The following is a 24454-nucleotide window of genomic DNA, read 5'->3' on the forward strand; positions in this document are numbered from 1 at the left end:
AATTACTGAACCGCCGTATACGGAACCGTACGTACGGTGGTGTGAGAGGTCGGTAGTCGAAACAATCGGCTACCTCCCACTCGATTAAGCATTTGGTAAAGTTCTGTCTTTCGGTCGGGGACGCCATTGCATTCGGTGGCGGTCGATGGGTAGAATGGGAGAAAGAAACAGGAGGTGGCAAGATGGGTTATCCACAAACGAAGGCGGCCCTCCAACGGCTCGTCACGGAACACGTGGTGCCAGGGGTCAGTTATGCTTTGATCGACGGCGATCGGGTCGAGACCGGTCAGATGGGCGTGGCCGCACTGGTGCCTCAACGTGAAGTGTTGCGGCCGGAGATGCAATACGACGTGGCCTCCCTAACGAAGGTCGTGGGAACCCTGTCGGTGACCTTGCAGCTCCTGGCACAGGGGCGACTTAGCCTAGAGGATCCGATTACCCGGTGGCTACCGGAATGGGGAGATGCGCGGGTCACGGTGCGTCACCTGTTGACACATACCTCCGGGATTACGGGGTATATCCCCAACCGGAACAAACTACCGGCTGATGCGTTAAAGACGGGATTGTTGGGGCTCCACGTAGGGCCAACCTTTAATCGTCAGATGGTTTACGCTGATGTGAATTATGTTTTCATGGGATGGATTATCGAGAAAATTCTAGGGATGTCCATTCAAGCGGCCATTACCCAGCGGGTACTGGAACCCTTGGGAATGCGGCACAGTACGTTTACGCCCAGTGACCCGCTGCAGTGTATTCCCACGGCGGTTGAACCCGGTCGGGGATTGGTCAGAGGAATTGTTCACGATCCCAAGGGTTGGGTCTTGACCCGCCACTGTGGGTCGGCCGGTCTGTTCAGCACTGTTGATGACCTGGTGCTCTTTTGCCAAGCCTACCTGCATCCCGAGGCGGTGGCCGGTGTGTTACCTCCGGTATTGATCCACGACTTGCTCCGGGACTGGACACCAACTGGTCAGGCTGGCCGATCCCTTGGTTGGGCGCTGACCACGTCCGCTTGGCCCCAGCCGCATCGGGTGCTGTGGCACTCCGGGTTCACGGGGACCTATCTGGTTTTGGATCCCGTAGCCGATCAGGCGATGGTCTTTCTTTCCAACCGGGTTTATCCCGTCGCCCCGAATGAACCGTACCTCGATCAGCGAAATGCGGTGATTGGAACTTACTTAGCTGAGAAGACGCGTTCATAAAAACGATCATAAAAAATGCCGCTTCGAGAAATATTCTCGAGGCGGCATTTGCATTTAAATTTAGAAGGTTGCGGGAATGGACAAGGCTTCCTGTTGGCTGAAGTCAGCCGTGGGGAATTTCCGCTTGAGAGCAGCAATCAAGAGGTGCTTGGCGATATCACCGTTCCGGGTCAAGATCGGACCGTGGAAGTAGGAGCAGTAAACATTCTTGTAGATGGCGCCTTCAGTTCCGTCCTCGCCGTTATTACCCTTACCAGAGACCACGTTACCCAGGGGGCGTTCGTCGGTTCCCAGAAAAGTCCGGCCTTGATGGTTTTCGAAACCGTGGTAGGTCTCACCGGTCTCCTGGTTCTTGATGACGATGTTGCCAATGAACCGGTTGTTATCCTGGGCCAATGTATAGTGGTCAAGGGCACCAATGCCAGGAAGTTTTTCGCCGTTAGCCCCAATGTAGTAGTGGCCTAAGAGTTGAAAGCCCCCACAGATGGCGAGCAACGGACCGTCGGATTCGATGAATTTAGTCAATTCAGCCTTTTTGGTTTGGATGTCTTGGGAAACAATGGTTTGTTCGAAGTCTTGGCCCCCACCAAAGAAGGCGAGGTCATAGTCAGCGGCATGAAAATCTTCCTCCAAGCTGACGACTTTAACGTTTAAGTGGACGTCCATTTGTTTGGCATAGTAGTTTAACGCCAGAATGTTACCGACGTCTCCGTAGGTGTTCATTAAGTCTCCGTATAGGTGAGCCACGTTTAATTCGTAGGTCATACGCCCAATCCCTCCTTAATGTAGCCCTTAGCGGCTAGAATCTTACGCATCTGTAGCATGGCCGTGTAGGTGGCCAGAACGTAAACGCGTTCGGTTGGCACCAGCTTGATCTGTTCGACGACCTTTTCCAGATCGGGTTCCACGATGTGGTGGCTATCTGGAATCCCGGCCACCTTGAGGCGGAAGGTGATATCTTTGTAGCGTTCACCACCAGTGATAACGGTCGGAATGTCCAAGTTAACCAGTTGCTCGAAGTCACCATCCCAGATCCAACTCGTATCGATCCCATCAGCATAGTTGGCGTTGAGCAGGCCGACCAGTGAAAATTGGTGGGTGTCCGTGCCAATCATGTGTAGGACCTGGTCCAAGCCCACAGGGTTCTTAACCAGAATGATTGTGACCTGTTTGCCATCAACGTCGATGACTTCTTGGCGGCCAAAGACTCGTTCGTTCGCGGTAAAGGCCTGCGAAATTTGGTCAGGTGAAACCTCGAGGAACCGGCCCACGGCATAGGCAGCCAGGGCATTGTAGATGTTATACGTTCCCCCGACACCGATCGTGTAGGAATGGCCGTCCAAGTCAAAAGTAGATGACGTTGGAGTTTGTTCACCCAACTTGGTCAAACGATAGGTCAGTTCTGGCCGGTGGAAGCCACAGTTGGGACAGAAGTACTTGCCTTGGTTGCTATAGGTTAAGGAATGATAATGCAGGATGTGTTCACAAACGGGACACAGGACCCCATCGGTATTGGGCTTTGCCTTGAAGTCACCGTCTGGTTGATCGTCAAACCCATAGTATTGAATGGGGTTGGGTAGCTCCTTAGAGTTAAAGAGCGGGGAATCACCGTTGGCAATAATGGTGGCTTCGGGGGCTAAAGCCACCCCATCCAAGATCTTTTGGTAGGTCGTGTAAATTTCCCCGTAACGGTCCATTTGATCGCGGAAGATGTTCGTGAAGACAAAGGCCTTAGGCTGAATGTACTTGGTGACCTTGATCACGTTAGCCTCATCGACTTCAAGGACGGCAATGGGCCGACCAGTCTTAGGCCGTTTGGCATTCAGAAAGGTTGTGACAATCCCTTGTTCCATGTTGGAACCGGTCGGGTTCGTCAGAATAGATGGGTACTTCTGACCCAACACGGAGACGGTGAGGGCCGTGGTCAACGTTTTCCCGTTGGTCCCAGTGATGACGATGACGTCGTAGTTGGCCCCCAAAGCCTTCAGAATGTTGGGGTCGAGCTTTAAGGTAATCTTTCCAGGGAGGGAACTGCCCCCGTGAAGGAAGGTGTGGAGAAACCAGTAAGAGGATCTCCCCGCAAAGGTGGCAAAGCCGCTTCTCAATGACATGAATTGTCGCTCCTTAATTGCACTAATTTTTTTAAAATTGCCGTTTCATTAATATTCAAACATTCATTTTAGCATTTTTTCTGGAAATAGGGGAGCGGCGGGCCTGAACTTTGTTAAATCGCAAGGAAAGTTTGCGCGGTCTGAGGTCGAATTTTCAGGTGTAATCAGCTATAATAGATAGAAACTGTCAAAAAGGTGGGAGTAACGTGGCACAGCTGTTTTTTCGGTACGGTGCAATGAATAGTGGGAAAACGATCGAGATTTTAAAGGTCGCGCATAACTACGAGGAACAACACAAGCGGGTCATCATCATGACCAGTGGCCTGGACACCAGAGATCAGGTCGGTTACATTGCCAGTCGAATTGGGCTGAAGCGAGAAGCCCATCCAATTTTTGAAGAGACCAACTTGTATGACGAGGTTAAACGCATCGACGAGCACGCCAACTGTGTGTTAATTGATGAGGCTCAGTTCCTTACCAAGGATCACGTGTTGCAATTGGCCCGTGTGGTGGATGAGTTAAAGGTCCCCGTCATGACGTTTGGCTTGAAGAATGACTTTAGAAATGAACTGTTTGAGGGCTCCAAGTATCTGTTACTGTATGCAGATAAGATTGAAGAAATGAAGACCATTTGCTGGTTCTGTGCCAAGAAGGCCATTATGAATCTGCGGTTCCACGACAACCAACCGGTTTACGAGGGCGAACAAGTCCAAATCGGGGGGAATGAGGCTTACTACCCCGTTTGTCGGCGGCATTATTTCAATCCACCATTAGATCAGATCGGTAAATAACGAAACGAGGTTAAGTAGAGAATGGACGAGATGTTTGAAAAACTGCAAGCCGTAGCGGACCGCTATGACGAGCTGAATGAATTAATTAGTGACCCCGCAATTATTGCGGATACCCAACGTTTCATGAAGCTTTCGAAAGAAGAAGGCGAATTGCGGGAAACGGTGGACAAGTATCACCAATTCGAAGATGTCACCAAGCAAATCAAGGATGACGAGGACATGTTGTATGAAAAGTTAGACGACGACATGGCCTCTATGGTCAAGGATGAATTGAAAGACCTGGAAGCCCAAAAGGAACAGCTAGAAGAAGACATCAAGCTGTTGTTGTTGCCTAAGGATCCTAATGATGACAAGAATATCATCATGGAAATCCATGGGGCAGCCGGTGGGGATGAAGCCAGCTTATTTGCGGCCGATCTCTTTAGCATGTACTCCAAGTATGCCGAACGCCAAGGCTGGAAGATTGAAGTCGTTGATGAGAATGCCACCGAAGTTGGTGGGTTCAAGGAAATTGTTATCATGATTACCGGAGACAAGGTTTACTCGAAGCTTAAGTTTGAAAATGGGGCTCACCGAGTGCAACGAGTGCCAGCAACCGAATCAGCCGGTCGGGTGCATACCAGTACTGCGACGGTTGGGGTCATGCCTGAGGAAGAAGAAGTCGACATTGACATCGATCCTAAGGATATTCGGACTGACGTTTACCGGTCTTCTGGTGCCGGTGGTCAACATATTAACAAGACCTCCTCTGCCGTGCGGATGACCCACTTACCAACGGGGATCGTCGTTGCCATGCAAGATGAACGGTCACAACAACAAAACCGGGCTAAGGCCATGCAGATTCTGCGGGCCCGGGTCTATGATTACTACAAGCAACAGGAACGTAGCGCCTACGATGCCGAACGGAAGTCCGCAGTGGGGACGGGGGACCGGTCTGAACGGATCAGAACCTACAATTATCCACAAAACCGGGTGACCGATCACCGCATCGGCTTGACGTTGAATAAACTTGACCGGATTATGAACGGGGAACTCGATGACATCATCGATGCCTTGATTCTTTCCGATCAAGCCGCTAAATTGGAAAATTTAAAGAACAATGACTAACGCCCACACTTACCTGACGGCATTGCGGTGGGGTGAGGACCAGTTACAGGAGACGACGGCCGATCCGGCCGCCGCACAGTACCTCTTACTGGAGAGTCATCGGTGGTCATTTACCCAGTTGGTTCAGCACTATCGTGATCCGATGCCGAATGCCGAGTGGGTGACCTATCAGCAGCAAATAGCTCGGATCGTCGCCGGTGAACCCGCCCAATATATCTTGGGTCGAGCGCCGTTCTACGGTCATGACTTTCGAGTCACACCAGCCACATTGATTCCCCGTCAAGAAACGGAGGAGTTAGTCGCCTGGATCTTAGACGATGTCGTCGCTGTCGGCCAGCACGTGTTAGACGTGGGCACCGGGAGCGGCGCCATTGCCGTGACCCTCAAGACGCAACGGCCTGAGTGGTTAGTGACGGCCACGGATATCTCGGCTGAGGCGGTGGCGGTCGCTCGTGAGAATGCCATGGCACAACACGCCGAGGTGACCTTTGCGGTCGGGGATCTATTTACCCCGGTAGCTGGTCAACGGTTTGACGTCATCGTGTCTAATCCGCCCTACATCGATCGGTCGGAGACGGCTGTGATGGATGATAGCGTGAAACGCTTTGAGCCCGACCAGGCTTTATTTGCCGCGGATCACGGTCTGGCGTTTTATCGCCGTTTTGCCGCAGAATTAGCCCAACGACTGACGCCAACGGGGCAATTCTTTGCGGAAATTGGCTATCAGCAAGGCGCAGTGGTACGAGCGATCTTTGAAACGGCACTGCCCACGGCAACCGTAACGATTCGCCAGGACATCAACGGGCAAGACCGGATGGTTCGAGTTCAGCTCTAAGTTTAGGGAATGGGAGAGAAGAGACGGAATGGAAACAAAAATTTTTAAACCCAATCAGATTAGCGAAGCGGCCGCTGCCATCAAGGCCGGACAACTCGTGGCCTTTCCCACCGAGACCGTGTATGGTCTAGGCGCGGATGCCACCAACGAGGCCGCCGTGAAACAGGTGTATTTGGCCAAGGGACGTCCGAGTGATAATCCACTGATTGTCCACGTGACGGGCCAAGCCACCGTAGAACGGTATGCCGAACCCCTGTCAGATAAGGCCAAAGCGCTCATCAAGGCCTTTTGGCCTGGATCGCTGACACTGATCTTCAAGTTACAGCCAGGAGCCTTTTCACCTGCTGTGACTGGGGGATTGCATACGGCTGCTTTCCGGAATCCAGACAATCAGGTAACTCTGGACCTCATCAAAGAGGCCGGAGTTCCGTTGGTAGGACCATCTGCCAATACTTCTGGTAAACCCAGTCCAACCTTAGCCAAGCACGTTTACCATGACTTAAATGGTAAAATTGCGGGAATCTTGGATGACGGCCCTACCGAAGTGGGGGTCGAATCAACGGTCTTGGACATGTCGACCGACGTGCCAACGATCTTGCGCCCAGGCGCCGTGACCGAGGAAGAACTCGAGGCCGTGATTGGCACCGTTCGATCAACCCATCATAAGGTTGGGGCGACCGAAGTACCTAAGGCGCCGGGGATGAAGTACAAACACTACGCGCCCAATGCGCAAGTCTACATTGTTGATCACGTGACGGATTGGGCGGCAGCGCTCAAGTGGGCCGGTCAACAGGACGACGCGATTGGGGTCATGGCACTCGACCACACGTTGAGTGGCTTGACGTTACCCCAGAATGCCGAATTCTTCTCACTGGGTCGCGACTTGCCAAGTGCCAGCCACCGACTGTTCGCCGGCTTACGCCACTTCGACCTGGAATCACCCGTCAAGGGCATTTTAGCTCAGGGATTCTCCGATGAAGGCTTAGGTGCGGCTTACATGAACCGCCTCAATAAGTCTGCGGGTCAGGTTCACTTTACAAAAGACCAATTATTATAAGTTTGATGAGCAAGGCGGTCCCGCCAGAGCTGAAAGTTTGGTAGAATGAAACCAACTACAGTTCAGGAGGGACCGCCATTGAATTTTAAAGAACAGGATCCAGCTTTATGGGGCGCCATTGCGCATGAGGAACAGCGGCAAGAGGATACCATTGAGTTGATTGCCTCTGAAAATATCGTCAGTCACGCCGTCCGCACGGCACAGGGCTCCGTTCTCACCAACAAGTATGCCGAGGGTTATCCTGGCAAACGGTATTACGGGGGAACCCAGTACATTGATGTCGTCGAACAACTGGCGATTGACCGTGCTAAGAAGCTCTTCAACGCCGAATACGCCAATGTGCAACCCCATTCCGGTTCACAGGCCAATCAGGCGGTCTATGCGGCCTTTTTGAAGCCTGGGGACACCATCCTGGGGATGGGTCTGGATGCCGGCGGTCATTTGACCCATGGGGCCAAGGTGAACTTCTCCGGTAAGCTTTATCAAGCCTACAGCTATGGGTTGAATCCGGAGACCGAACTTTTAGACTATGACATGATTCGTGACCTCGCCTTAAAGGTGAAACCACAGTTGATTGTGGCAGGGGCCTCGGCCTACTCACGGACAATTGACTTCCAAGCCTTCAGAGACATCGCCGACGAAGTAGGGGCCTATCTGATGGTAGATATGGCCCATATTGCCGGTCTGGTTGCGGCTGGGCGCCACCCTTCACCAGTTGGCATTGCTGACGTGGTCACCACGACGACGCACAAGACCCTTCGTGGGCCACGAGGGGGCCTCATCCTCTCGCAAGCGGAGAATGCCAAGCGACTGAACTCAGCCGTCTTCCCCGGCACGCAAGGCGGTCCTTTGGAACACGTGATTGCCGGTAAGGCTGCGGCGTTCTTTGAAGACCTCCAGCCAGAGTTTACCGACTACGCACAGGCAATTATCGACAATGCCCAAGCTATGGCCGATGAATTTAACAAGTTGCCAACGGTTCGCGTCGTTTCCGGTGGGACTGACAACCACTTGATGACCTTGGACCTTTCTGCCACCGATTTAAATGGGAAACAGGCGCAGGAACTGCTGGATAGCGTCATGATTACGACGAATAAAGAAGCGATTCCTAATGAAACGTTGAGTCCGTTCAAGACCTCAGGTATTCGGTTAGGAACACCAGCTATCACAACGCGTGGATTCAATCCAGACGAGTGTCGCGAGGTAGCTCAGCTCATCGTGAAGACCATCTTAAACGCTAATGACGAGACGGTGTTAGCTGAGGTCCGTGACCAGGTTAGAACGTTGACAGCGGCTCATCCACTGAGTGCGTTAAATTAATTAACAAAAAAACGTTTTCATTTTAAATTAGTCCGTTGCAATGGCTTAGATAATGGTACAATTGTAAGAAATCACAAAGGAGCGTTTATTCATGGGGAAGTTTCAAGTACTTGACCACCCGTTGATTCAACACAAGTTAACAATTATTCGGAACAAAAACTGCGGAACTCGTAGTTTTCGCGAGGTTGTTAACGAAATTTCGACGCTGATGGCATACGACGTTTCACGCGACATGCCATTACAAGACAAGCAGATCGAGACACCAATGGGCCAGATGACGGCAAAAGAGTTATCTGGTAAGAAAGTTGCCATTGTACCAATCCTGCGTGCCGGTATCGGAATGGTCGATGGCATCCTAGAATTGATTCCAGCCGCCAAGGTTGGTCACATCGGGATGTACCGTGACGAAAAGACCTTACAACCCCACGAATACTTTGTTAAGTTGCCGTCTGACATTGACCAACGACAGATTTTTGTTGTCGACCCAATGTTGGCAACTGGTGGTTCTGCTATCATGGCAATCGATGCCTTGAAGAAGCGGGGCGCTAGCAACATGAAGTTTGTGTGCTTAGTTTCAGCACCAGAAGGCGTCAAAGCCTTACAAGAAGCCCATCCAGACGTTGACATTTACACGGCTGCTTTGGATGATCATTTAAATGAAGATGGCTACATTGTTCCGGGATTAGGCGATGCGGGTGACCGTTTGTTTGGAACAAAGTAAACATAATTTTCAAGTCTGACCGAGTCCCCGGTCAGGCTTGTTCTTTTTATGAAAAAATGATGAGTAAGCGACCAAATCAGCGGTTTAACGGGCTCTCTCTGGAAGCGTTCTCATTGTTTTCACAGCGCTTTTTGCAAAGCTATGAAAGAAAATGATTTTCTTAGTGAAAAATAGGAAATAGGCTTTGTCTTTTCCCGATTTTGGTGGTATCATTTTTAATGTGTTTGGGCGCGCTTTCTTACGCCTAAAAATTCGCGACAATGGTCTTAAATGATTACAGGTTGAAAGGACCAGGCGAAAATGTCTTCGAAAAGAGGTGATATTAGGTGGGAAGTGGTACAGTTTCAACCTTTCAAATTTGGAAGCTAACATTTAGTACTGCTAATGTGGTGTCAGGTTTGGTGGTGTTCATCCTGGCATTCGCAGTTATCTTCTTTACGTCTCGACATGTTTCGATGCGGCCTTCAAAAGGCCAGAACTTTCTCGAATGGTTAATTGACTTCACCAATGGTATCTTAAAAGGGTCAATTCCAGCCAAGGAAGTTAGTGGATTTGGACTTTGGGGATTCACGTTATTCCTGTTTCTCTTTCTTTCAAACCAACTTGGTTTATTCTTCAACGTTGCAATCAATGGTTCTGCAATTGTTCGAAGTCCAACATCTGATCCAATTGTAACGTTGACGATGTCAATGATGACAGTTGTTTTGGCTAACTATGCTGGTCTCAAAAAATGGGGAACCAAGGGCTACTTGGCAAGCTTTATTAAGCCATCGCCAATGTTCTTAGCATCGAACTTGTTCGAACAAGTCTCAAGTTTTCTGACTCTCGGTCTTCGTATTTTCGGGATTATCTTCTCTGGTGAAGTCTTACTGGAAATGGTTTGGTCTCTGGCTGAACTAAAAGGTATTCCTACGTTGATCGCGGCTGTACCAATTGAAATGGCTTGGCAAGGACTCTCAGTCTTCTTGGGCTCCATTCAAGCATATGTTTTCTTAACACTATCTTCAGTATACATTGGTCGACAATTAGAAGGTGAATAGGCAGTAAGCCTGTTCCAAATTCAAGGAGGAAATATTAATTATGGGTGCATTAGCAGCAAGTTTTACTATGATGGCAGCAGCATTAGCAGGGGCATTCGGTGACGCGATCGTTATCGTTAAAACCCTTGAAAGTATGGTTCGTCAACCTGAAATGGCCGGTCAATTCCGTACCACGATGTTCATTGGTGTTGGGTTAGTTGAAGCTATGCCAATCCTGGGCTTCGTTGTCTCACTGTTGTTGATGAACAAGTAATGTTTCAGGTTACTTTGGATTCAGCAAAAGTTGACAATGAAGGAGGTGTCAATAGATGCTCTCACATTTAGTGATTGATGCAACTCTCTACAACGGTGATTCGATCTTTTACGTTGTAACCTTCCTTCTGTTAATGTGGCTCGTCAAGATTTTCGCTTGGGGTCCCATTACGAAGATGATGCAACAACGGTCGGATAAAATTTCTGATGATATTGACCACGCCGAAAAGTCACGGGCTGAAGCTGCTGATTTAGCAGACCAACGTCAGGAAGCCTTACAAGGTTCCCGCGTTGAAGCCCAACAAATCGTCAGCACGGCGAAGAGTGACGGACAGGAACAACGGGGTCAGATCATTAATAAAGCCGAAGCCGATGCACAGGCCTTGAAGGCCAAAGCCCAGGACGACATTGCCCAAGAACGGGAAGCCGCTTTGGTTGGTGCACGGAACGATGTGGCGGATTTATCTATTGAGATTGCTTCCAAGCTAATTCAGCGTGAATTGAATGCTAGTGATCAAAAAGAATTGATCGATTCTTATATCGAAGGGTTGGGGAAGCCACATGAGTCTTAATCGAACAACTGCAGCGAAGCGTTACGCCAAAGCATTGTTTGAACTCCTGGCCGAAAAGGACCAGTTAGACTCCGGTTACAGTGATCTTCAACAGCTTCGGCGAATCTTCGAAGACAATCCTAGTTTGAGTACGGTACTTTCGAATGCTAGTTTAGAATTGGACAAACGAGAAGCCATGGTTGCTGATTTAAAGCGCGATGCTTCACCTTATATCCAAAATTTAATTCAAATGGTCTTTGACTATGATCGTATGGATATCATGGTCGCCATTATCGAGCAATTTCAAGTTTTATATGATGAAAAGCAACAGATTGTCTATGCGGATGTCACGACTGCCGTTGCGTTGGTTGGAAACCAAGCCGACGTCCTCAGCCAGACATTTGCCAAGCGCGTTGGGGCCAAGAAAGCAATTTTGCGGTGCCAAGTCGACGCTTCTATTCTGGGCGGAGCCATTGTTAAGTCTGCTGGGATTGTCTATGATGGCAGTCTCCAGACCCGCATGAACCAGTTGCGGCAACGACTTTTAGCTTAGATTCTATGGAGAAAGAGGTGAAACTTTCATGAGCATTAAAGCTGAGGAAATCAGTGCTCTAATTAAACAACAATTAGAAAACTATACAGATGAACTCTCAGTTGAAGAGACTGGTACAGTAACTTACGTTGGTGACGGGATTGCCCGTGCCCACGGTTTAGACAACGCCCTTCAGGGTGAATTGTTACTGTTTGATAACGGGGTTTATGGGATGGTCCAAAACCTCGAAGCCAGTGACGTTGGTATCGTTATCTTGGGTGATTTCACTGGAATCACTGAAGGCGACACCGTTAAACGGACTGGCCGAATCATGGAAGTTCCCGTTGGTGATCAATTGATTGGCCGAGTTGTTAACTCATTGGGTCAAGCAATCGACGGTAAAGGGGACATCAAGACCGATAAAACGCGACCAATCGAACATAAAGCACCAGGTGTTATGGAACGGCAAGGGGTTAGTGAACCCCTACAAACCGGGATCAAAGCCATTGATGCCTTGGTTCCAATTGGCCGAGGTCAACGTGAGTTGATTATCGGTGACCGTAAGACTGGTAAGAGTTCCATTGCGATCGATACCATCATTAATCAAAAGGGTCAGAATATGATCTGTATTTATGTGGCAATTGGTCAAAAGGACTCAACTGTGCGGTCACAAGTTTCCACTTTGGAAAAGTTTGGCGCCATGGATTACACCATTGTCGTCAGTGCCGGACCATCTGAACCAGCACCATTACTGTACATCGCACCATATGCCGGTGCAGCCATGGGTGAAGAATTCATGATGAACGGCAAGCACGTGTTAATCGTCTATGATGATTTAACCAAGCAAGCCGATGCTTATCGTGAACTTTCCTTAATCTTACGGCGGCCACCAGGCCGTGAAGCCTACCCAGGGGATATTTTCTATACCCACTCTCGTTTACTCGAACGGGCAGCCAAGTTGAATGATGAATTAGGTGGCGGGTCTATGACCGCGTTACCAGTTATCGAAACCAAGGCTGGGGACGTTTCTGCTTATATTCCAACCAACGTTATTTCCATCACCGACGGGCAAATCTTCTTGAATAGTGATTCCTTCTATTCCGGGATTCGGCCAGCCATTGATGCCGGGACTTCAGTTTCTCGGGTTGGTGGGGATGCTCAAATCAAAGCCATGAAGAAGGTTGCCGGGACCTTGCGGTTGGACTTATCCGCATACCGGGAACTGGAATCATTCGCACAATTCGGTTCCGACTTGGATGCCGCTACCAAGGCCCGTTTGGACCGTGGTGCTCGGACCGTGGAAGTCTTAAAGCAAGGCTTGCATGAATCCGTACCCGTTGCCAAGGAAGTTATCATTCTCTACGCCTTGACCCACCGGCACCTTGATAAGCTCGAAGTGAGTGACGTTTTACGTTACCAAAACGAATTGTTTGCGTTTATGGACACGTCTTACAAGGCACTTGAAGATGAAATCACCAAGACTGGTAACTTACCAGAAGGCGATGCATTGGATGACGCACTTGCTGAGTTTGATAAGACTTTCCAACCGACCAAGCATAATGCTGAAGCGGACGACGATGATTCAGCAGAAAACTAGAATTGCTTGAAGGAAGGATGGTGAGAAAAAATGGCTGAATCTATCCATGACGTCCAACATCGGATTTCGTCAACCAAGGCAACCCGACAGATTACTGCCGCGATGCACATGGTGTCGACTGCGAAGTTGAACAAGATTCAGAAGCATACGGCTGGCTATCAAGAGTACGTCTCAAAGATTAAGTCAGTGGTCATGCGCTTATCTCAGTCTCAACTGTTTGATAATTCCTCAAACAAGTTACAGGCAGACCGTCCAGTTAAGAAAACGGCTTATTTAGTCATAACTTCTGACCGCGGTATGGTGGGGAGTTATAACAGTAGTGTCTTGCGCGAAGCCAATGAATTCATTGACAAGCAGACACCTAACCCAGATGACTATATGATTCTGGCTGTTGGGGGTACCGGAGCAGACTTCTACAAGAACCGGGGCATTAACGTGGCTTATGAATATCGCGGTGTTAGCGATGTTCCTGAGTTTAACGAAGTCCGGGAGATTGTGAAGACGGTGACGACCATGTTTGATAACGAAATTTTTGACGAACTTTACGTTTGTTATAACCATTTCGTTAACCGCATTACGTCGTCATTCCGGGGTGAAAAGACATTGCCAGTGGACCGTGAAACACTTGCGGGTAAAGCTGTTAGTGAGACGCCAACGTCCAATCTTGCAAACGATTATGAAACAGAACCTTCAGCGCAGGAGGTCTTGGATTCTATCCTGCCACAATACGCTGAGAGTCTGGTTTATGGTGCTATTTTGGATGCCAAAACTGCTGAACATGCATCAAGTTCTAATGCGATGCAGTCAGCCACTGACAACGCTGATGACCTGATCTCGGATCTGCAATTACATTACAACCGGGCTCGGCAAGCAGCGATTACGACTGAAATCACCGAAATTACTGGTGGTCAAGAAGCCTTAAAGAATTAATGACGGGAGGAATTAACGAATAATGAGTACTGGTAAAGTTGTTCAAGTTATCGGACCAGTTGTCGACGTTGAATTCCCATTAACTGATAAATTACCCGACATCAACACCGCCTTAAACATCAAGCGTGATGATGGCACTGTCCTTGTAACCGAAGTTGCCCTTGAACTGGGTGACGGGGTTATGCGGACGATTGCCATGGACGGTACTGATGGTCTTCGCCGGGGCATGGAAGTTGAAAACACTGAGTCTTCCATTTCTGTTCCCGTTGGTGATGACACCTTAGGTCGAGTATTTAACGTTTTGGGTGATCCAATCGACGGTGGTGCCGAATTTGGGCCTGATGCCCAACGGATGCCAATTCACCGTGACGCACCAAAGTATAGCGAATTGAACCCTACGACCGAAATCCTAGAAACTGGGATCAAGGTTATTGACTTACTCGAACCTTACGTTCGTGGTGGGAAGATTGGGTTGTTCGGTGGTGCCGGTGTTGGTAAAACCGTTTTAATTCAAGAATTAATCCATAATATTGCGCAAGGCCATAACGGGATTTCCGTCTTCACCGGTGTTGGTGAACGGACCCGTGAAGGTAACGATATGTATTGGGAAATGAAAGGCTCCGGCGTTCTGAAGCAAACGGCCATGGTTTATGGTCAAATGAACGAACCTCCTGGTGCCCGGATGCGGGTTGCCTTGACTGGTTTAACGATCGCGGAATACTTCCGTGATGTTAAAGGCCAAGACGTTCTGTTGTTTATCGATAACATTTTCCGGTTCACGCAAGCCGGTTCTGAAGTTTCCGCCCTGTTAGGCCGGATTCCTTCAGCCGTTGGTTACCAACCAACGTTGGCTACTGAAATGGGTCAGTTGCAAGAACGGATCACGTCAACGAAGAATGGGTCGATCACCTCGATCCAAGCCGTTTACGTGCCTGCCGATGATTACACCGACCCTGCTCCTGCCACGACTTTCGCCCATTTGGATGCCACGACTAACTTGGAACGTTCTTTGACGCAACAAGGGATTTACCCAGCCGTGGACCCACTGGCTTCAACGTCAACTGCCTTGGCCCCTGAAATCATCGGTCAAGAACACTATGACGTTGCAACCGAAGTTCAACATGTTTTGCAACGTTACCATGAATTGCAAGATATCATCTCGATCTTAGGGATGGATGAACTTTCTGAAGAAGAACAAACGATTGTTAACCGTGCACGGCGGATTCAATTCTTCCTGTCACAACCATTTACTGTGGCTTCCCAATTCTCTGGTTTACCAGGGAAGTACGTGAAGTTGGAAGATACCATTGATGGATTCAAGCAGATTCTGGAAGGTAAGTACGACAAGTTGCCAGAAGATGCCTTCCGTAACTGTGGTGGTGTCGAAGACGTCGTGGCTAAGGCCAAGGAAATGAATGACGCCGTCGCCAACAACTAGGGAGGAATTCTAATTGGCTGATAAACCAGTTTTATCCGTTAGCATTGTGACTCCCGATGGTCGGGTCTATGAACAGAAGGGTGACTTTCTGATTGTGACTACGTCCTATGCGCCGATGGGGATCTTGCCAAATCACGTTCCCGTCCTTGCGACGTTGAAAGTTGATGAGGTTCGTTTCAAGCATGACGGTGAACAAGACCGGATTGCCGTTAACGGCGGATTCATTGAATTCTCCAATAACGTGGCAACGATTGTTGCCGACAGTGCCGAACGTCAGGGTGACATTGATGTCAACCGGGCGCAGAGCGCTCAGGAACGGGCTAAAAAGGCGATTGAAAAGGCAAAGGCCGAGAAGGATCCCGATACCTTAGCACGGGCTGAAGTGGCATTACGCCGGGCTATTAACCGGATTAACGTTGCCAATCACTAAGCACGATGCAAGACAATAGTCCTGAATAGGACCCAGAAGCAACTTTCCTCTAGGGGAGAGTTGCTTTTTTGTCGTAGTAGATCTCATGTTTTGGCGTTTTACGCCGTCTAAGTTTGTGTTACATATCGGCTAAAGTGGGGCGAAATACAGGCCTGAAAGCCATAAAAAATAAATTTATTTCCGAACGATGCACGAGCTTTGGACTTGAAAATAAGTCGTCCGATTGCGAGAGCGTGATCATCGATTTTGAAATAAGTTCACCACGTAAAACCTTTTAGGTGGCCGTTTGGTCGGTCACCGGTCATAAACGGATGAAATGTAATATTACAAACACCGATTTTACAGGAATTTCGGGGACAATCATGAAAAATTATGATATAGTGGGTGAGAATGTTTAGAAAGGATTGGGCGAATGAAACTCATTGGGTTACAGGGAATATTAACGATTATTAGCCATTTAATCTTTATTGCCCTCGCATTTTGGGCAATATCTGCGTTACACATTGAACGGTTAATGACGTTTTACCCGCGTCAGTCACGAGTGCTTATCGTGATGCTGGCGGTGGCCATCGGCTTTGGCTGCAGCTCATTCTTCCTAGACTTCATTAACAACGTTCGTAACCTGGGCTATTTACTTTAAAGCAGCAAACGGCTCATAAAATTCTTTGGAGGTATCCCATGGAAAAAATTATCGTTCATGGTGGGAACCGCTTAACTGGTGTGGTTCAAATTGAAGGAGCTAAGAATGCCGTTCTTCCAATTTTGGCGGCGTCAATTCTTGGCCAAGATGGCCTCACCCACTTAGCAAATGTTCCGGTTTTATCTGATGTTTATACGATGAATAAAGTCTTACGCTTCCTGAATCTCCGCGTTGATTTCAACGAAGAAAAACGGGAAGTCACGATTGATGCGACACGCCAAGTTTCTAGTGAAGCGCCTTTTGAATACGTTTCCAAGATGCGTGCCTCAATCGTTGTGATGGGTCCGCTCTTAGCGCGGTTGGGTCATGCTCGGGTTGCCTTACCTGGTGGTTGTGCCATCGGGACGCGGCCAATTGACTTACACTTGAAGGGCTTAGAAGCCCTCGGTGCCCGGATTGAACAACACGATGGCTATATTGAAGCCTTCGCTGATCGGTTAGTCGGGAGCCACATTTACTTAGATTTCCCTAGCGTTGGGGCCACTCAGAACATCATGATGGCCGCTTGTTTAGCTCAAGGAACGACCGTGATTGACAACGTCGCTCGCGAACCAGAAATCGTGGATTTGGCCAACGTCTTAAACAAGATGGGGGCTCACGTCCGTGGTGCCGGTACGGAAACACTTCGGATCGACGGGGTAGAAAAGATGCATGGGACTGAACACAACGTGGTTCAGGACCGGATCGAAGCCGGAACCTTTATGGTCGGCGCTGCCTTGACTCACGGGAATGTCTTGATTAAAGACGGGATCGTTGAACACAACAAGCCACTGATCTCCAAGTTACAGGAGATGGGTGCCACGGTTACGGAAGAACCAGAAGGCATTCGGGTTGTCGGTCCAGAAAAGTTGCAACCAACGGACGTGAAGACCTTGCCTTATCCTGGTTTTCCAACTGACATGCAGCCACAAATGACCATCTTACAGTTGGCCGCTGCCGGAACCAGCACCATGACGGAAACTGTCTTTGAGAACCGCTTCATGCATCTGGAAGAACTCCGGCGCATGAATGCCCAGTATCAAGTGAACGGCCGGACCGTTGTGATGCATGGCCCAACCGACTTTAATGGGGCTGAAGTGGCCGCTACCGACCTGCGGGCTGCTGCGGCATTGGTCTTAGCCGGATTAGTTGCGGACGGGTACACTCAGGTGACCAATCTGAAATACTTAGACCGCGGTTACTATGACTTCCACAAGAAGTTAACGGCATTGGGCGCACAAGTTGAACGCGTCACGGTTGCTGATAATGATACTGTGGTGTTAAAAAACTCACACGTAAATAACTAGACAACAAGGGGTGGCGTAGGGCCACCTTTTTGTTTGCTCGAGAAATCATTTAGAGTTTAATGAGAGTATGTTATAATGATATGTTGAAAATTGGCATTTAAAATCAGGAGGGCACATAAGTATGGCGAAAGATATTGGAATTGATCTGGGGACTGCGAACGTTTTAATTTACGTGGTCGGCAAGGGTATCGTATTAAATGAACCATCCGTCGTCGCAATTGATACGAAGACGGATAAGGTCCTGGCAGTGGGTTCAGAGGCTTACCGCATGGTGGGTCGGACTCCAGGGAATATTCGGGCAATTCGTCCCTTGAAGGACGGGGTCATTTCCGATTTTGACATCACTGAAGCCATGCTCTCCTACTTCATCAATAAGCTTAGCGTTAAGGGGTTCTTGTCCAAACCAAACATTATGATTTGTGCACCAACCAACATCACTGAGATCGAACGGAAGGCCATCATTCAGGCTGCCGAAAAGTCCGGTGGCGCCAAGGTTTACTTGGAAGCCGAACCTAAGGTAGCCGCATTAGGTGCTGGAATGGATATCTTCAAGCCTAGTGGTAACATGGTTATCGACATGGGTGGGGGAACTAGTGACATTGCTATCCTGTCCTTAGGGGACATCGTGGCGAGTCGGTCTATTCGGGTCGCTGGTGACCGGATGAATGCTGAAATTGTGAACTACATGAAGCATGAACATAACCTGATTATCGGGGAACGGACAGCGGAAACCATCAAGATTAAGATTGGGACTGCCTATCCAGAACCTGACAATGAACAGAAGACAATGGCCGTTCGGGGCCGTGATTCCGTCAGTGGAATGCCAACCGAAACGACGATTACCGCCGCTGAGGTTGAAGTTGCGATTCACGATTCCGTGGACCAAATTGTGGCTGCGGCCATGTCAGTTCTGGAAACGACGCCACCTGAGTTGGCTGCGGACATCATTGACCGTGGGATCATGTTGACCGGTGGGGGAGCCTTGTTAGATGGTATCGACAAGCTCTTCTCAGAACGTTTAACGGTTCCTGTTATCATTTCCGAAGACCCCTTGGACAACGTGGCTAAGGGTGCCGGTGTCCTTCTGGAACACATGGATACCAAGACGGCAAAACAAAACAACGACTAGCATTCAGGAGGTGGCGTGATGCGTTGGCTATTGACGACTTTAGTACGTGGGTACCAGCGATTCATTTCGCCACTATTCCCACCGACCTGTCGGTATTATCCGACTTGTTCGAATTACATGTTGCAGGCGTTAGCAAAGCATGGGGCGCTTAAGGGCGGTCTCATGGGGGTGGCCCGAATCTTGCGGTGCCATCCATTCGTGCGGGGCGGGATTGATCCCGTGCCGGACCACTTTAGCCTCCGTCGCAACACGAAAGCGGAAGCAGAATACCGAGCGGCGATGCATCTGGATCAGCTGCCGCCCACTAAATAAAGGAGAGTTGGCATGAGTAAACGAGAAAAAGCAGTGCAAGTGACCATTGATGAACAAAAATTACCAGACGGCCAAACAATGTCCGTTCTGAAGATTGGTTCAGAGACGATCGGAACCGTCACACCTGACGACGACCGATTCTCGGCCCAGTTGAATGACGGCGATGTTTACCGTGTAAAGACAGTCGACGAGGGTGTCGAGCTATTATTACGCGATTACCATTTACACCGGGGTTAATAAATTTTCGTAAAGTTGGCCGGAGTGCGACGTGTTCGTCCACTCTGGCCTTTATAATAAAGACAAATCTTAGTTTGAATTAAGGAGCAATCATAGTGGCAAAGAATGCGACAGAACAACGGACCGAGACCGAGTCGCGTATCGACTGGGGGATTATCTTCTGTATCCTCATGTTGGCGTTGATTGGACTCGCCTCCATCTATGTAGCGGCGACCCACGATAGCGGGTCGACTAGCATTACTTCTGCGGTGGTTTCCCAATTGGTGTGGTATGTCATTGGGACCGTGGCAATTATTATCATCATGCAGTTTGATTCGGAACAGCTTTGGAAGGTAGCCCCTGTGCTCTATGGGTTAGGGATCTTCCTCCTGCTGGCGGTACTGGTCCTTTACAGTCGGACCTACTTTGACAATACCGGTGCCAAGAGTTGGTTTGCGATTGGACCGTTGACCTTCCAACCTTCCGAAGTTATGAAGCCAGCCTTTATTTTAATGCTAGCACGGGTGGTGACGGAGAATAACAATGCCAATCCGGTCCACACGATGCGTACCGACTGGCAACTGATTGGTAAGCTGATCCTATGGACCTTACCAGTAGCAGCGCTCTTGAAATTACAAAATGACTTTGGGACGATGCTGGTGTTCTTCGCGATTGTTGGTGGGGTGTTGCTGGTTTCCGGGATTACCTGGAAGATTATTGCCCCAGCCTTCTCCATCATTGCGGTGGTTGGGGGTAGCGTCTTGGCTCTGGTCACGACGGATGGTGGGCGTAAGATTCTCGAGAAAGTGGGTTTCCAGGCCTACCAATTCTCCCGGGTCGACACCTGGCTTCATCCGTCTGCAGATACCTCAAATCAGGGTTATCAACTCTGGCAGAGTATGAAGGCGATCGGGTCCGGTGGGATCTTTGGGACGGGGTTTAACGTCTCACACGTCTACGTACCTGTTCGAGAATCCGATATGATTTTCTCCGTTGTTGGGGAAAACTTCGGATTCATCGGGGGCTGTGTCCTGATCTTCCTGTACTTCCTATTGATCTACCAAATGATTCGGGTCACCTTCGATACCAAGAACGTGTTCTATGCCTATATCTCAACTGGGGTTATCATGATGATTCTCTTCCACGTGTTTGAAAACATTGGGATGAGTATTGGTCTGTTGCCACTGACTGGGATTCCGTTGCCATTCGTGAGCCAAGGGGGGTCCGCGTTGATCGGGAACCTCATTGGGATTGGTTTAATCATGTCAATGCGGTATCATTATAAGAGTTACATGTTTAGTCGAAACGAGTCTTTCGAATAAAAGGGAGCGGTTAGTATGGCTGAAATGGTAAAGTATTTTTGGACGAAAAAGGTGGCTGATGGCACGCGAATCGGTTTGACCAGTGAGGGCCAATCCGAATTAGGCACGATCAGTTTTGCTAAGTTACCCGCAGTTGGGGACCACGTTGCTGATGGCGAAAACCTATTGAGTGTTGAGGCGGATAAAGCCGTTTCCGACATTCCGAGTCCTGTTACTGGTACCGTGACGGCGGTCAATCCGGCTTTGGAGGCGGACTTCGACGCTCTGAACGGCACCGATACGGCTGCAGCCTGGTTTGTCGATGTGCAAGAAGCTTAAACTAATTATTAAAGTGACCGACTCTTTGCTGGCAAAGGGCCGGTTTTTTAGTGGTTTCCCAGCCAGTCGGGTATAATAAGGATAGTTGACGTTTAGGGGGGCGGTGCGAGCCGTCACGCTAGACCGACCAAATGGGGAATGGAGTGAGTCCAAATGAAAGAAAAGAATGTCGTTCACATGAACGGGTATCTCGGACTACTATTAGTTTTGGCGTTGATTGTATTTGCTGGCTGGTTGATTGTGATGGCGGGGATGATTGTGACGGGGACGGTCCTCCTGATTGTGGCGATTCTAGCCGCTAGCAGCCTGACCATCATCAGTCCTAACCAATCCAAGGTGCTGACGTTTTTCGGACAGTACATCGGAACGATCCGCGAGTCGGGGTTGTTCCTGACGATTCCGTTGACCAATAAGGCCACGGTATCCTTGCGAGTCCGTAACTTTAACAGTGCGATCCTCAAGGTCAATGACCTGCAAGGAAATCCCGTGGAAATTGCCGCGGTTATTGTCTTCAAGGTTGTGGATACCAGTAAGGCCCTGTTCTCCGTCGAGGACTACGAACAATTCGTGGAAATTCAAACGGAGTCGGCCGTCCGTCACGTGGCCTCAGAGTACGCTTACGATAATTTTGGTGACGGTGAGGCATTGACCTTGCGGAGCAATCCTACCGAGGTCTCGAATCGTTTGACACAGGAACTCCAGGAGCGGCTCGACGTCGCCGGGGTCGAAATTATTGAAACGCGGTTGACGCACCTGGCCTACGCCACAGAAATTGCCTCGGCAATGTTACAACGACAACAATCTCAGGCCATTCTATCGGCGCGGAAGATTATTGTTGAAGGGGCTGTGTCAATTACGGAAGGTGCGATTAGCAAGCTCGCCGATGAGACGGATCTGAAACTAACAGACAATCAAAAGATTCAATTAATTAATAACATGATGGTTTCAATTATTAACGAACGGGGCTCACAACCGGTGCTCAATACCGGGAAGATTGAGTCTTAGTCGGATGCTCAGGAGGCTTATTTGATGGATGAACAGATTGGGACGCTTCAACAGCAGTTGGCGGACCTCAATGCGGAATTGAAGGCGGGACAGGTGTATCAGTCCCTGGGACATCGAATTGGGGAGGTTATGGACGGCATTCACCGGCGACGGCGGACGACTGTCGCGTTACCAGACGATTCGGATGGCATTCAGGAACTTCTGGACCAACTCAATGAGCAACTTGCTCATCAGGAAAAATTAGCCCTGACGCCAGCCAACTTACAATTTCTCTTACGCCATTTGGCCTCACTCGATCCTAAGATTCGGTATAATGGCGTGAATTTCACCCTGTATGACGCCCTGCAACAGGATGCCATCGGCGAACAGGGGATGCGGCGGTTGATCTCAACGCTCAGTAGCGACCAAGTTCTCTTTAATCACGTCCTGGAACCCGCGAATGTGGCCGTCTTTGGCCGGGCTAGTGCGGCCTCGCTACTAGCCGTTGTCCTGCACTTTGTGAACGAGCAGTCGACACCGCTAGACTTAGACTGGCATCGCCTGGTGATTCAGGTGGCAACCTATATTAGCGTCGAGACGGACACCCGTGGCGTTGTGAACCAACAGGGCTGGGCCCACGCCTATGCGGCCATGGTGGACCTGCTAGCCGTGTTAGCGGCCAGTGACCAGCTGACCCGTGCGGACAAGCTCTTTCTGTTGGTGACCTATATGGAGCGTCTCAAGCGCGTCACGACGCCGCTCATCTATGGGGAGAACGACCGGATGGCCGCGTACCTGGTGGAACTGACGAATCGCCACAGTCTGTACGAGACGGCCTTTCTGGACTCGCTGAAGCATTGGCGGCAGGAAGTGGCCAAGCGTCGGCGACCTGACAACCTGGCGGGGTGGAATCAATTCTTTAACCGCAAACGTCTGTTAGACGCCTTACGTTTGAAGGCGGGACTCTCGCCGGCCATTAAAAAATATTTAAATTCAACTATCGATTTTTTAGGCTAAAAAATATACGCATTTTTTTTGAGAAATGGTATACTGAAGGCTAACCGAAATCTATATGATAGGATGAGTGACAAACAAGATGGAGAAGAAAACAAAGTTACATGTAGGTCTACTATTCGGTGGAAATTCTTCGGAGCATGACGTTTCCAAGCGTTCGGCCCACAACATTTACGATGCGATGGACAAATCTCATTACGACGTTAGCCTATTCCTGCTGACGCGTAGCGGTTTTGTTCTGAGCGACGCTGCTTCACGGCGCGTATTTGACGGCGAGGACGAGGCAACGGTCGCCGCAGAAGAACTCACCAAAGTAGATTCTTCCAACCCCTTGGCACCCATTTGGAATTTATCTCAGGCAAAGGACATTGATGTTTTCTTCCCAATTATTCATGGTAATTTGGGTGAAGACGGTACGATCCAAGGGCTTTTCCGTCTCTTGAAAAAGCCTTTCGTGGGGAGTGGCGTCTTAGCATCAGCGACGTCCTTTGATAAGGACTTAACGAAGCAAGTGTTGACCACACACGGTATCCGGAACACCAAGTACGTGGTGATTACACCGGAAAACCGTAACGAGAACGACTACGAAACGATCAAGGCCAAATTGGGCGCCAATGTCTTCATCAAGCCCGCTAACCAAGGATCATCCGTGGGGATTCATAAGGCAACGAACGCAACGGAATATGACGAAGGCATTGCCGACGCTTTCCGTTACGACTTTAAGGTGTTGGTTGAAGAAACCATCGCCGGTCCAGAAGAAGTTGAGATTTCCATTTTGGGTAACGAGAAGCCACAAGCTTCCCGTCTGGGTGCCATTCGGGTCCCAGAATCCGATGTCTTTTATGATTACAACAACAAGTTCGTGGATGCTAGTGGCGTGACCTTTGAAGTTCCAGTCGACTTGCCAGCCGACTTGACGACTGAAATCACGACGATGGGTCTGCGGACGTACGCGGCTCTTGGTTTAAAGGGTATGGCACGGATCGACTACCTGGTTTCTAAGGATGGCGTGCCCTACGTTGGTGAAGTCAATACCTTACCAGGATTTACCAATATCAGTCTTTATCCACAACTGTGGCAGGCTTCCGGGATCAGCTATGCTGACCTGATCGACCGACTGATTCAGTTGGCGCTTGATGAATTCGATTATCAAGACGAATTGGCTTACGACTTTATTCCGTTGGACAACGCTTCAGCGGCATCGACCTACAAGCCTAAATCAAAGTAAGTTTAAACGTCGGTGGGCCACGGTAACGTGA

The 24454-nt window shown here is 49.4% G+C and carries 27 protein-coding genes; 25 read left to right on the forward strand and 2 right to left on the reverse strand.

Features of this window, described 5'->3' with window-relative positions; translation table 11 throughout:
• The first annotated feature begins 182 nt into the window (after positions 1 to 182).
• Positions 183 to 1202 (forward strand): serine hydrolase domain-containing protein, encoded by a 1020-nt coding sequence (locus OCU14_RS05165; RefSeq protein WP_261810100.1) that lies wholly within the window; start codon positions 183 to 185, stop codon positions 1200 to 1202.
• Between the two features lie 60 nt (positions 1203 to 1262).
• Here OCU14_RS05165 and OCU14_RS05170 read toward each other — a convergent pair whose 3' ends face one another.
• Entirely contained in the window at positions 1263 to 1967 is a 705-nt protein-coding gene (locus OCU14_RS05170) for a type 1 glutamine amidotransferase (RefSeq protein ID WP_261810101.1), read from the reverse strand.
• Positions 1964 to 3313 carry a Mur ligase family protein gene (locus OCU14_RS05175; protein WP_261810102.1) on the reverse strand — a complete coding sequence of 450 codons (1350 nt, stop codon included), beginning with the start codon at positions 3311 to 3313 and terminating at the stop codon, positions 1964 to 1966. The genes OCU14_RS05170 and OCU14_RS05175 overlap by 4 nt, the downstream gene beginning before the upstream one ends.
• 206 nt (positions 3314 to 3519) lie before the next feature.
• On the opposite strand from OCU14_RS05175, the gene OCU14_RS05180 reads away from it, so the two are divergent.
• From OCU14_RS05180 to OCU14_RS05295, 24 genes are all read left to right on the forward strand, one after another.
• Complete coding sequence (locus OCU14_RS05180; RefSeq protein WP_057878642.1) at positions 3520 to 4104, forward strand: thymidine kinase; 585 nt, start codon at positions 3520 to 3522, stop codon at positions 4102 to 4104.
• Positions 4105 to 4125: 21 nt separating this feature from the next.
• Entirely contained in the window at positions 4126 to 5211 is a 1086-nt protein-coding gene (gene prfA, locus OCU14_RS05185) for a peptide chain release factor 1 (RefSeq protein ID WP_261810103.1), read from the forward strand.
• Positions 5204 to 6046: a peptide chain release factor N(5)-glutamine methyltransferase gene (prmC, locus tag OCU14_RS05190; RefSeq protein ID WP_261810104.1), complete on the forward strand. Its 843-nt coding sequence runs from the start codon at positions 5204 to 5206 to the stop codon at positions 6044 to 6046. Before prfA ends, prmC begins: the two co-directional genes overlap by 8 nt.
• A gap of 28 nt (positions 6047 to 6074) precedes the next feature.
• A complete protein-coding gene (locus tag OCU14_RS05195) occupies positions 6075 to 7103 on the forward strand; it encodes an L-threonylcarbamoyladenylate synthase (RefSeq protein ID WP_261810105.1) in 1029 nt (342 codons plus the stop codon).
• A 78-nt stretch (positions 7104 to 7181) separates the two neighbouring features.
• On the forward strand, positions 7182 to 8423 hold the full coding sequence (gene glyA, locus OCU14_RS05200) for a serine hydroxymethyltransferase (RefSeq protein ID WP_309296922.1): 1242 nt from the start codon (positions 7182 to 7184) through the stop codon (positions 8421 to 8423).
• A 91-nt stretch (positions 8424 to 8514) separates the two neighbouring features.
• On the forward strand, positions 8515 to 9144 hold the full coding sequence (gene upp, locus OCU14_RS05205) for a uracil phosphoribosyltransferase (protein WP_125545962.1): 630 nt from the start codon (positions 8515 to 8517) through the stop codon (positions 9142 to 9144).
• A gap of 326 nt (positions 9145 to 9470) precedes the next feature.
• Complete coding sequence (atpB, locus tag OCU14_RS05210) at positions 9471 to 10184, forward strand: F0F1 ATP synthase subunit A (RefSeq protein WP_261810107.1); 714 nt, start codon at positions 9471 to 9473, stop codon at positions 10182 to 10184.
• 40 nt (positions 10185 to 10224) lie between these two features.
• Positions 10225 to 10437 carry a F0F1 ATP synthase subunit C gene (gene atpE / locus OCU14_RS05215; RefSeq protein ID WP_057878635.1) on the forward strand — a complete coding sequence of 71 codons (213 nt, stop codon included), beginning with the start codon at positions 10225 to 10227 and terminating at the stop codon, positions 10435 to 10437.
• Positions 10438 to 10492: 55 nt separating this feature from the next.
• Positions 10493 to 11008 carry a F0F1 ATP synthase subunit B gene (gene atpF / locus OCU14_RS05220; RefSeq protein WP_261810108.1) on the forward strand — a complete coding sequence of 172 codons (516 nt, stop codon included), beginning with the start codon at positions 10493 to 10495 and terminating at the stop codon, positions 11006 to 11008.
• On the forward strand, positions 10998 to 11540 hold the full coding sequence (gene atpH, locus OCU14_RS05225) for an ATP synthase F1 subunit delta (RefSeq protein WP_057878633.1): 543 nt from the start codon (positions 10998 to 11000) through the stop codon (positions 11538 to 11540). Before atpF ends, atpH begins: the two co-directional genes overlap by 11 nt.
• Before the next feature lie 28 nt (positions 11541 to 11568).
• Positions 11569 to 13116, forward strand: coding sequence for a F0F1 ATP synthase subunit alpha (atpA, locus tag OCU14_RS05230; protein ID WP_125545956.1), 1548 nt, complete (start codon positions 11569 to 11571; stop codon positions 13114 to 13116).
• 30 nt (positions 13117 to 13146) lie between these two features.
• A complete protein-coding gene (locus tag OCU14_RS05235; protein WP_125573380.1) occupies positions 13147 to 14046 on the forward strand; it encodes a F0F1 ATP synthase subunit gamma in 900 nt (299 codons plus the stop codon).
• A 22-nt stretch (positions 14047 to 14068) separates the two neighbouring features.
• Positions 14069 to 15484: a F0F1 ATP synthase subunit beta gene (gene atpD, locus OCU14_RS05240; RefSeq protein WP_125545954.1), complete on the forward strand. Its 1416-nt coding sequence runs from the start codon at positions 14069 to 14071 to the stop codon at positions 15482 to 15484.
• Positions 15485 to 15497: 13 nt separating this feature from the next.
• Positions 15498 to 15914 carry a F0F1 ATP synthase subunit epsilon gene (locus OCU14_RS05245; RefSeq protein ID WP_261810109.1) on the forward strand — a complete coding sequence of 139 codons (417 nt, stop codon included), beginning with the start codon at positions 15498 to 15500 and terminating at the stop codon, positions 15912 to 15914.
• A gap of 412 nt (positions 15915 to 16326) precedes the next feature.
• Positions 16327 to 16554, forward strand: coding sequence for a DUF1146 family protein (locus tag OCU14_RS05250; RefSeq protein WP_261810110.1), 228 nt, complete (start codon positions 16327 to 16329; stop codon positions 16552 to 16554).
• Between the two features lie 38 nt (positions 16555 to 16592).
• On the forward strand, positions 16593 to 17900 hold the full coding sequence (murA, locus tag OCU14_RS05255; RefSeq protein WP_261810111.1) for a UDP-N-acetylglucosamine 1-carboxyvinyltransferase: 1308 nt from the start codon (positions 16593 to 16595) through the stop codon (positions 17898 to 17900).
• 121 nt (positions 17901 to 18021) lie between these two features.
• Positions 18022 to 19029 carry a rod shape-determining protein gene (locus OCU14_RS05260; RefSeq protein ID WP_261810112.1) on the forward strand — a complete coding sequence of 336 codons (1008 nt, stop codon included), beginning with the start codon at positions 18022 to 18024 and terminating at the stop codon, positions 19027 to 19029.
• An 18-nt stretch (positions 19030 to 19047) separates the two neighbouring features.
• The gene (gene yidD, locus OCU14_RS05265; protein ID WP_261810113.1) at positions 19048 to 19341 is read left to right on the forward strand and encodes a membrane protein insertion efficiency factor YidD; all 294 of its coding nucleotides are present in this window, start codon (positions 19048 to 19050) and stop codon (positions 19339 to 19341) included.
• 12 nt (positions 19342 to 19353) lie between these two features.
• Complete coding sequence (locus OCU14_RS05270; RefSeq protein ID WP_125545942.1) at positions 19354 to 19578, forward strand: DUF2969 domain-containing protein; 225 nt, start codon at positions 19354 to 19356, stop codon at positions 19576 to 19578.
• Between the two features lie 95 nt (positions 19579 to 19673).
• On the forward strand, positions 19674 to 20879 hold the full coding sequence (locus OCU14_RS05275) for an FtsW/RodA/SpoVE family cell cycle protein (protein ID WP_261810114.1): 1206 nt from the start codon (positions 19674 to 19676) through the stop codon (positions 20877 to 20879).
• Between the two features lie 15 nt (positions 20880 to 20894).
• Positions 20895 to 21197 (forward strand): glycine cleavage system H family protein, encoded by a 303-nt coding sequence (locus OCU14_RS05280; protein WP_261810115.1) that lies wholly within the window; start codon positions 20895 to 20897, stop codon positions 21195 to 21197.
• A 153-nt stretch (positions 21198 to 21350) separates the two neighbouring features.
• On the forward strand, positions 21351 to 22202 hold the full coding sequence (locus OCU14_RS05285) for an SPFH domain-containing protein (RefSeq protein WP_261810116.1): 852 nt from the start codon (positions 21351 to 21353) through the stop codon (positions 22200 to 22202).
• A 24-nt stretch (positions 22203 to 22226) separates the two neighbouring features.
• Entirely contained in the window at positions 22227 to 23198 is a 972-nt protein-coding gene (locus tag OCU14_RS05290) for a DUF2785 domain-containing protein (protein WP_261810117.1), read from the forward strand.
• A gap of 79 nt (positions 23199 to 23277) precedes the next feature.
• On the forward strand, positions 23278 to 24423 hold the full coding sequence (locus OCU14_RS05295) for a D-alanine--D-alanine ligase family protein (protein WP_261810118.1): 1146 nt from the start codon (positions 23278 to 23280) through the stop codon (positions 24421 to 24423).
• Positions 24424 to 24454: the final 31 nt, after the last annotated feature.

The organism is Levilactobacillus humaensis (genome assembly GCF_024345185.1).
Taxonomy (GTDB): Bacteria; Bacillota; Bacilli; order Lactobacillales; family Lactobacillaceae; genus Levilactobacillus; species Levilactobacillus humaensis.

Excerpts from the sequence above, each read along its gene's own strand:
- atpD (WP_125545954.1), top strand. The coding sequence starts at position 14,069 with ATGAGTACTGGTAAAGTTGTTCAAGTTATCGGACCAGTTGTCGACGTT.
- atpF (WP_261810108.1), top strand. The coding sequence starts at position 10,493 with ATGCTCTCACATTTAGTGATTGATGCAACTCTCTACAACGGTGATTCG.
- prfA (WP_261810103.1), top strand. The coding sequence starts at position 4,126 with ATGGACGAGATGTTTGAAAAACTGCAAGCCGTAGCGGACCGCTATGAC.
- OCU14_RS05280 (WP_261810115.1), top strand. The coding sequence starts at position 20,895 with ATGGCTGAAATGGTAAAGTATTTTTGGACGAAAAAGGTGGCTGATGGC.
- yidD (WP_261810113.1), top strand. The coding sequence starts at position 19,048 with ATGCGTTGGCTATTGACGACTTTAGTACGTGGGTACCAGCGATTCATT.
- OCU14_RS05165 (WP_261810100.1), top strand. The coding sequence starts at position 183 with ATGGGTTATCCACAAACGAAGGCGGCCCTCCAACGGCTCGTCACGGAA.
- atpA (WP_125545956.1), top strand. The coding sequence starts at position 11,569 with ATGAGCATTAAAGCTGAGGAAATCAGTGCTCTAATTAAACAACAATTA.
- upp (WP_125545962.1), top strand. The coding sequence starts at position 8,515 with ATGGGGAAGTTTCAAGTACTTGACCACCCGTTGATTCAACACAAGTTA.
- prmC (WP_261810104.1), top strand. The coding sequence starts at position 5,204 with ATGACTAACGCCCACACTTACCTGACGGCATTGCGGTGGGGTGAGGAC.
- OCU14_RS05170 (WP_261810101.1), bottom strand. The coding sequence starts at position 1,967 with ATGACCTACGAATTAAACGTGGCTCACCTATACGGAGACTTAATGAAC.
- OCU14_RS05290 (WP_261810117.1), top strand. The coding sequence starts at position 22,227 with ATGGATGAACAGATTGGGACGCTTCAACAGCAGTTGGCGGACCTCAAT.
- OCU14_RS05175 (WP_261810102.1), bottom strand. The coding sequence starts at position 3,313 with ATGTCATTGAGAAGCGGCTTTGCCACCTTTGCGGGGAGATCCTCTTAC.
- OCU14_RS05260 (WP_261810112.1), top strand. The coding sequence starts at position 18,022 with ATGGCGAAAGATATTGGAATTGATCTGGGGACTGCGAACGTTTTAATT.
- murA (WP_261810111.1), top strand. The coding sequence starts at position 16,593 with ATGGAAAAAATTATCGTTCATGGTGGGAACCGCTTAACTGGTGTGGTT.
- OCU14_RS05295 (WP_261810118.1), top strand. The coding sequence starts at position 23,278 with ATGGAGAAGAAAACAAAGTTACATGTAGGTCTACTATTCGGTGGAAAT.
- OCU14_RS05270 (WP_125545942.1), top strand. The coding sequence starts at position 19,354 with ATGAGTAAACGAGAAAAAGCAGTGCAAGTGACCATTGATGAACAAAAA.
- atpE (WP_057878635.1), top strand. The coding sequence starts at position 10,225 with ATGGGTGCATTAGCAGCAAGTTTTACTATGATGGCAGCAGCATTAGCA.
- OCU14_RS05285 (WP_261810116.1), top strand. The coding sequence starts at position 21,351 with ATGAAAGAAAAGAATGTCGTTCACATGAACGGGTATCTCGGACTACTA.
- OCU14_RS05195 (WP_261810105.1), top strand. The coding sequence starts at position 6,075 with ATGGAAACAAAAATTTTTAAACCCAATCAGATTAGCGAAGCGGCCGCT.
- atpH (WP_057878633.1), top strand. The coding sequence starts at position 10,998 with ATGAGTCTTAATCGAACAACTGCAGCGAAGCGTTACGCCAAAGCATTG.
- OCU14_RS05250 (WP_261810110.1), top strand. The coding sequence starts at position 16,327 with ATGAAACTCATTGGGTTACAGGGAATATTAACGATTATTAGCCATTTA.
- OCU14_RS05235 (WP_125573380.1), top strand. The coding sequence starts at position 13,147 with ATGGCTGAATCTATCCATGACGTCCAACATCGGATTTCGTCAACCAAG.